Origin of the sequence: Aestuariivirga sp., from assembly GCF_044239095.1 — a bacterium.
In the GTDB taxonomy this organism is placed as follows: Bacteria; Pseudomonadota; Alphaproteobacteria; order Rhizobiales; family Aestuariivirgaceae; genus Aestuariivirga.
This window is the reverse complement of sequence record NZ_JBIICB010000252.1, coordinates 1-6,451: the sequence shown is the minus strand read 5'-3', so window position 1 is coordinate 6,451 and position 6,451 is coordinate 1. Positions and strand designations below refer to the sequence as shown.

5 protein-coding genes are annotated in these 6,451 nt (G+C 59.9%); 3 read left to right on the top strand and 2 right to left on the bottom strand.

The window, feature by feature from the left end:
• Positions 1-262: 262 nt before the first annotated feature.
• The gene (locus ACILRA_RS18205; RefSeq protein ID WP_395663482.1) at positions 263-895 is read left to right on the top strand and encodes a recombinase family protein; all 633 of its coding nucleotides are present in this window, start codon (positions 263-265) and stop codon (positions 893-895) included.
• Here ACILRA_RS18205 and ACILRA_RS18200 read toward each other — a convergent pair.
• Positions 854-1,375, bottom strand: coding sequence for a hypothetical protein (locus tag ACILRA_RS18200; protein ID WP_395663481.1), 522 nt, complete (start codon positions 1,373-1,375; stop codon positions 854-856). The two genes, ACILRA_RS18205 and ACILRA_RS18200, sit on opposite strands and share 42 nt — an antisense overlap.
• 1,050 nt (positions 1,376-2,425) lie before the next feature.
• Here ACILRA_RS18200 and ACILRA_RS18195 point away from each other — a divergent pair.
• Entirely contained in the window at positions 2,426-4,372 is a 1,947-nt protein-coding gene (locus tag ACILRA_RS18195) for an autotransporter domain-containing protein (RefSeq protein ID WP_395663480.1), read from the top strand.
• A 189-nt stretch (positions 4,373-4,561) separates the two neighbouring features.
• Positions 4,562-5,827 (top strand): flavin monoamine oxidase family protein, encoded by a 1,266-nt coding sequence (locus tag ACILRA_RS18190; RefSeq protein ID WP_395663479.1) that lies wholly within the window; start codon positions 4,562-4,564, stop codon positions 5,825-5,827.
• On the opposite strand, the gene ACILRA_RS18185 is transcribed toward ACILRA_RS18190, so the two are convergent.
• The gene (locus ACILRA_RS18185; RefSeq protein WP_395663478.1) at positions 5,820-6,110 is read right to left on the bottom strand and encodes a pyridoxal-phosphate dependent enzyme; all 291 of its coding nucleotides are present in this window, start codon (positions 6,108-6,110) and stop codon (positions 5,820-5,822) included. The genes ACILRA_RS18190 and ACILRA_RS18185 overlap by 8 nt on opposite strands.
• Positions 6,111-6,451 lie beyond the last annotated feature (341 nt).

Genomic DNA, 6,451 nt, shown 5'->3' with positions numbered 1-6,451 from the left:
GAACCAACCGCTCCAGTTCCGTCCGCTGCGACGGCTCCAAAACAATCCTAACAGCAGGCTTGCCCATCTCATGCCCCCAAATCAAATCAGGGCATGATCATACATATTTATCGATCAAGACACTAGCTTCAAAGATCATTTAAGCGGTTTTTTGGGTAGACCCTTGTGAACCGGGCATTCTGGCCAGTCTGTTTCCAGCCATTGACAATTCAAAACAGACCACAGATAAACAGACCATCCAAAACAGATCAAGGGTGCTGTCATGTTTATTCGCGCCTATCTCCGCGCGTCCACCGAAGACCAAGACGCCACACGCGCCAAGAACCAGCTTCAGGCGTTCGCCAAGGAGCGGGGTCTCAAAATCGCGGGTTTCTATATCGAGAATGTCTCAGGGGCTTCCTTGCAGCGCCCAGAGCTTTTCCGGCTGCTATCTGACAGTGAGCCCGAAGATGTGCTCCTCCTTGAACAGGTGGATCGCTTGTCGCGCCTTACCACAGGCGAATGGGAGCGCCTCAAAGCCGAGATCAAGGCCAAAGGCGTGCGAATCGTGGCGCTGGACTTGCCCACATCATGGGCCATGCTGACGGCGAACGCCGATGACTTCACAGGCCGCATGTTTGGTGCCGTCAATGACATGCTGCTCGATATGCTGGCTGCCATAGCCCGTAAAGATTACGAAGATCGGCGAAGGCGGCAGGCGCAGGGCATCGAGAACGCCAAAGCGAAAGGCCTCTACAAAGGTCGCCCGGAAAACGGCGAGAAGAATGCCGCCATCAGTGCGCTCCTGCGGGAAGGTAAGACATGGAGCCAAATTCAGGCGATGGTTCCAGTGTCGAAAGCCACATTGGCAAAGCTATCCAAGGCGAACAGGGACGCTGCACTCAAGACCCCGTAGCCTTCGAGAAAGCTCAGCCTCAAGTGCCGCGACTGAGATCGGGGCTTCATCCGAAGCTTGTTTAAACATTCCCGCCAGCCTTGCTGCCAAATCCAAGGCCTTCACCTTCACAGCAGGAGGGACCTCTTCACCTTCGATCAAGCTCCAGATCCTTTCCCAAATCCTCTCGTCCCGTTCGAGCGCGGAAATACGATTCCGCTCTTGGATTTCAGCCCTGTAAGCATCAACAGCCGCCCTCACACCGCTGTGTTGTGCAAGCCTGCTGGCATCATCGCGCACTGTCTTGGCCTTCATGCTCGCAGTGTTAAACGCCGCACGGTATGCGTCAGCCAGAGACAAGCCTTCTGCAACGTGCCGGGCAAAGGCATTCATCTTGATCGTGATGCCGGAAGGAAGAGTGCCGGAACGGATCTTTGTTTTTTGCGGGGTTTCAATTTTTGAACCCCGTGTAGCTGGAAGCAGTTTAAAGGGATTGGACATCAAGAGCATCGCCCGGTTCTATAATCAACATTCTCCGCCTTGGAAGTCATGCACCAAGAGGCTTTGCTGCTTGATCTGCTCTTCGCGGTGACCTTTTTTTGGGCAGTGTTGAATGCTGCTGTAACCCGGCACTTGAACCCCGTCCCTGTTGTTCGTTTGGTGAGTGTTTGAGAGAGGCCCGGTCCTTGCCCTTGGTAAGGGTAATTCGGGGCAAGGCTTCGCCTTTCTCAGCGAAGCCTGAGGCCTGTTCGTTCGGAGCCATGCCGTCGATCAACCCATCCCGCTTGCACAACCATTTCACTGGGAGGCCGGGGTCTGGCTGTCGGCCTTTAAGTGCATCTTCGTTCAGACGCTGGGTATTGTCAGAAGCTTGCGGATCTACCGCTGACACCCATGCAGGTCGGAATTCTCACCGGAGCCTGCTCCTGCCCGTTTCCGGGCTTATCCTGATGCCATTCAGGCTATGCGCTGGCCGTCTTTGTCCGGCTCCACGGCCCACTCCTTGGGGCTGGCTATGTTTAAGGCAATGATACCATCTGGAGAGTGATAGTGTAACTCAAGGCAAGAAATCTGAACCAACCCGGGATTGTCGGAGGATCCAACTCTTGAGAACGCGGGGCCATGGCGGGCAAGACGACGAACAGGTTTTCCCCTCAATTCGCGGCTCAAGCATTTGCGCCTCCATCAAGCAATATCTCGCAGTCGGACTCCGCTCATCCAATCTCAAAATATCATGACATCCAAACATACTCGAAATGCAGTGGTGCCAGCGCGCAAAAAGCCGTCATTCTGCCAAGCTGCCTTTGCTGAAGGGCTTAGTAACCCGCAAGCGAGGCCCCACTTGCAGGCAGGGCGGGGAAGATGCCTGATCAAAGGCGTCATCACCAGCGAGACCATGGCGGTACCTTTGCTCCAAACCTAGACCCCGGCCTCCCGATCCGTCGGCACGCGCTACTCTAGGTTTTTCCCCTGATTGCTGAACCCTTCCCGCCACTTAAAACTTGCCAATTGTGATCTGGACTTTGATATAAGGTTCTCTGTGGTGGAAAAATGTACCTATTCAAGCGCAGCATTATCCTGTCTTGCGTCGTGTCCGCGTATGCCCTTGTTCTGGCGATCAATGCCGGGGCGGATAGCTTCACCATCGTCAATGGACAGACGGTAACCACCACCCAGACCCTCAGCACTACAGGCAATATCGGCACTGTGGAAAATGGTGGCGTTATCGACGTGACAAATGGCAACGGCATCGAAGGCACTGCCAATGGCGTCACTGTGAACAACGCCGGGTCAGTGACGAGCGGTGATGCCCGTGGTATCTCTGTGTTGGGTGAGAGCACAGTCACCAACACGGGAACGACGACGGGCGGACTGTACGGCATCGCCGCCAATGGCACCGGCAACACGATCACCAACTCGGGGTGGGCGACGGGTGGCCGCAACGGGTCCGGCATCGCCGCCTTTGGCAACGGCAACACGATCACCAACTCGGGGACGGCAACGAGCGGCTTCGTCGGCATCTACGCTAAAGGCGACAATAACACGATCACCAATTCGGGGACAGCGACGGGAGGCGATTGCGGCATCGCCGCCCTTGGCAACGACAGCACGATCACCAACTCGGGGACGGCGGGCGGCGGTTTCGGTATCTTCGCTATAGGCGACAACAACACGATCACCAACTCGGGCACGGCGACGAGTGAACTAACAGGCATCTACGCCAAAGGCTCAAACAACACGATCACCAACTCAGGCAAGACCATCGGTGGCGAGGCTTCGGTTTACTTCGATGGCAGCAACAACACCCTGACGCTTCTGTCTGGCAGCAACGTGCAGGGGATGCTGGATATTGCTGGAACGGGCGGCAACACGCTCGTGATCGGCCGCCGCCTCAGTACGGCGCTAACCTATCTGGGAGGTGAGGGTGTCATCCTCGACACCAGCGGCATGCCCTTCGTGTCTTCCGGTGGCGTTCTGGCGGTGATCGATCCCACCCTGTTCTCGGCTGAGGGCGACATGCTGAACGACCTGACACGCTCACTGGCCGATTTGGTCGATGCGCGGCTTGGGTCAGCCCGCTCGGGCTATGGCGCTGCCAACATGGTGGCAGCAGCACCCACCGGCATCGTGCCCACGGCGGATGTCCCGGATGCGGTGGAGCCTCAGAGCGTGATCTGGGCGGCTGGCATCGGCAACTACCGCAGTCAGGATTCAAACGGCATCTATGAAGGCTTCGACAGCACTCTCGGCGGCTTTGCAATCGGTGCGGATGGCGTGATGTCATCGGGCACCCGTCTGGGCGGCTTCGCGGGTGCCAGCTTCGCCAGCCTCAATACGGATGCTGGAACGCAGGAGATCGACGCCGACAGTTACTATGCTGGCCTCTATGCTGGTTTCACGATGTCAGAGGCCTTCCTCAACCTCGCGCTGACGGGCGGCTATACCAGCCAGTCCACCAGCCGCGACGTGCTTAACAACTTGGTGGCGGGCGGTGTTGAAAACGCCAAAGGCGACCCAAACGGCATCTTCATCAGCCCGTTGGCGACGATTGGAACGGACATCGATACCGGCGGCATAATCCTCACGCCCAGCCTCCGGGCCCGCTATGCCGGGCTGTTCATGGACAGCTACGACGAGAACGGCTCGACGGCTGACCTCTCGGTTGACTCACGCTCGGTGAACCTCTTCGACCTGCGTGGTCAGGTGGCCTTTGCCATTGCGCCGATGCAGACCAATGGCGGGCATTTCGATGCCGCCCTGCGGCTGGGTACCGACGCGACCTACGCCAACAGCGAAGACGTCAGCGCCACGCTGCTGGGCCAGTCGCTGAACTTCAACGTCAGCGACAACGACACGACGGTGCGTGGCTTCGCGGGTCTTGACCTTGCCTACGAGACCAACAGCGGTGCCAACTTCACCCTCACCGGCGAAGCGGGCTACGACACCAGCGATGCCCTCACCCTCACGGGCACTGCCGGTATCGCTTGGGCGTTCTGAATTTGGCCTAGCCCGGGTTATTCGTCAGGGCGATGATCTTGGGTTGGCGGCCTGCGTTGGAGGGCGCGGTGGCGTGGGGACCTTGCCAAATCACCACCCACGCGGCAACATCAAGCTCGAAACGTCGGTCATCCGGTGGATGTCGGTTAAATAGTCCTCCCATTTGGAAATCGTGGCGGTGTTCACGCAATGAGCAATCCGGATGTGATCGTCGTGGGTGCGGGGCTGGCGGGTGCGGCTGCCACGCTGAAGATTGCAAAGGCCGGCCGACGCGTGCGGCTGATCGAGGCGCGGACGCGCTGTGGTGGCCGTGGATATGTGAAAGCCTATGGAGGCGACGGGCCTGAGCTGGAGTTCGGCGGCGCATGGATCACCCCCTCGCATCACCGGCTGCGGGCGCTGGTGGCGGAGCATGGGCTGGCGCTTCGCCCGCGCCATGCCATCACCAACCGGCTGAGGCTCGGTGACGGGCCGGCTTCGCCTTCGGACGTGACGGCGCATGAACGCACCATCGCGCGCGTCGCGGCGGATTCGATCCTGCTCAAGAAGGGCATCACAACGAATGAACGTGGCGAGGCGCTGACGGGCATCTCCTTCCGCGATTATCTCGACCGGCTGCAATGTCCCGCCGCCACGCGCGCTATCTTCTCCGCGTGGTGGACGGTGTCTGGCAATGGCGCTCACGCACACGTGGCAGCATCCGAATTCCTGGCAAGCTGTGCCTATGACAATGGGCTTGCCGAGGGCATGATCAATTTCTGGTCGGATACGGTCGTGCCGGGGATGGGCGTGCTGGCCGAACGCATGATCGCGGCGTCTGGTGCCGAGACCGTCTTTTCGGACGCCGTCACCCATGTGGCGCAGGACACGCAGGGCGTGATGATTGCCACGGGTGCAGCAACGCACCTGGCGGCGGCCTGTGTGCTGGCGCTGGGGGTCAACCAGTTGCAGACCATCCGCTTCGCGCCTTTGCTTTCGCCCGCAAAGAGCAAGGCGATTACGCTGGGCCATGGCGGGCGGAGCTTCAAGCTGTGGATCAGGGCGGAGGGTGTGCCCGTGGGCATGCTAGTGACGGGCGACGGCAGCGGCATCGAATTCGCCTTCGCGGAACGCAGTGGTGAGGACGGCTCGACCTATATCGTGGCCTTCGGACTGATGCAGGAACCGAACCGCCCCTCCGATGCCGCGTGGGTCAGGGACCAGGCGGCGAAGCTTTTCCCCAATGCCCGCGTTCTTTCACATGACTGGCATGACTGGGTGGATGACCCCTTCGCGCGCGGCACCTGGGTGGCTGCTCTTGCAGGCCATGAGGCGGGGCTCGAGGCTGCCAACTGGCAGCCGGAAGGCCGCGTTGCCTTTGCTTCCTCCGACTATGCGCCGGAGCAGGCGGGCTGGTTCGAGGGCGCGGTGATCGCAGGCGAGGCGGCGGCGGACGCCGTTCTGGGCCTCAGGTGAAGAGTTGGCCGAACACATCCATCGATGTATTGGCGCCGCAGACGACGACGCCCACGCGCTCATCCTTCTCCGGCCTGTAAGCGCCTGACAGCAGGGCCACGAAGGCGGCGGCACCGCCGGGTTCGGTGACGAGCTGCATGTCGCGCCACAGCCGGTGCTTTGCATCGCGGATGTCATCATCCGTGACGAGGGCGACGGCGGGGATATGGTCCCTCGCGATCTCGAACATCAGATTGCCCACCGTGGTCGCCCCAAGCGAATCCGCCATTAGTGTTTTGGCCAACCATTGAAATTCCGGACTTCGCAGTGAACCAAAAAAAATTTGTCCACGACCCCTAGCCTCGGCAATCGCAGCCTGGCGTGGACCGCCCCCCCCGGGGGGGGGCCGGGCGCTTGACCTCGCCAGCCGGGAGGCCTGCAGTCTTGTGCTGGATCAGCCGAGGGATCCACCGGGTGCTGCGCTGCTTGGCATGGGTCGGTTCTGGGCAGACGCCGGTGGTCCATCGTAACGGCTCGATTGGGACCGCCTGCCTGAATACCGTTTGATGTCTTAAGACACGTGCATAGCGACGTCGTTAAGGACGTGTCTTGGGTGGAGTTTACGGTGCAGGGTGATGTTCTGGG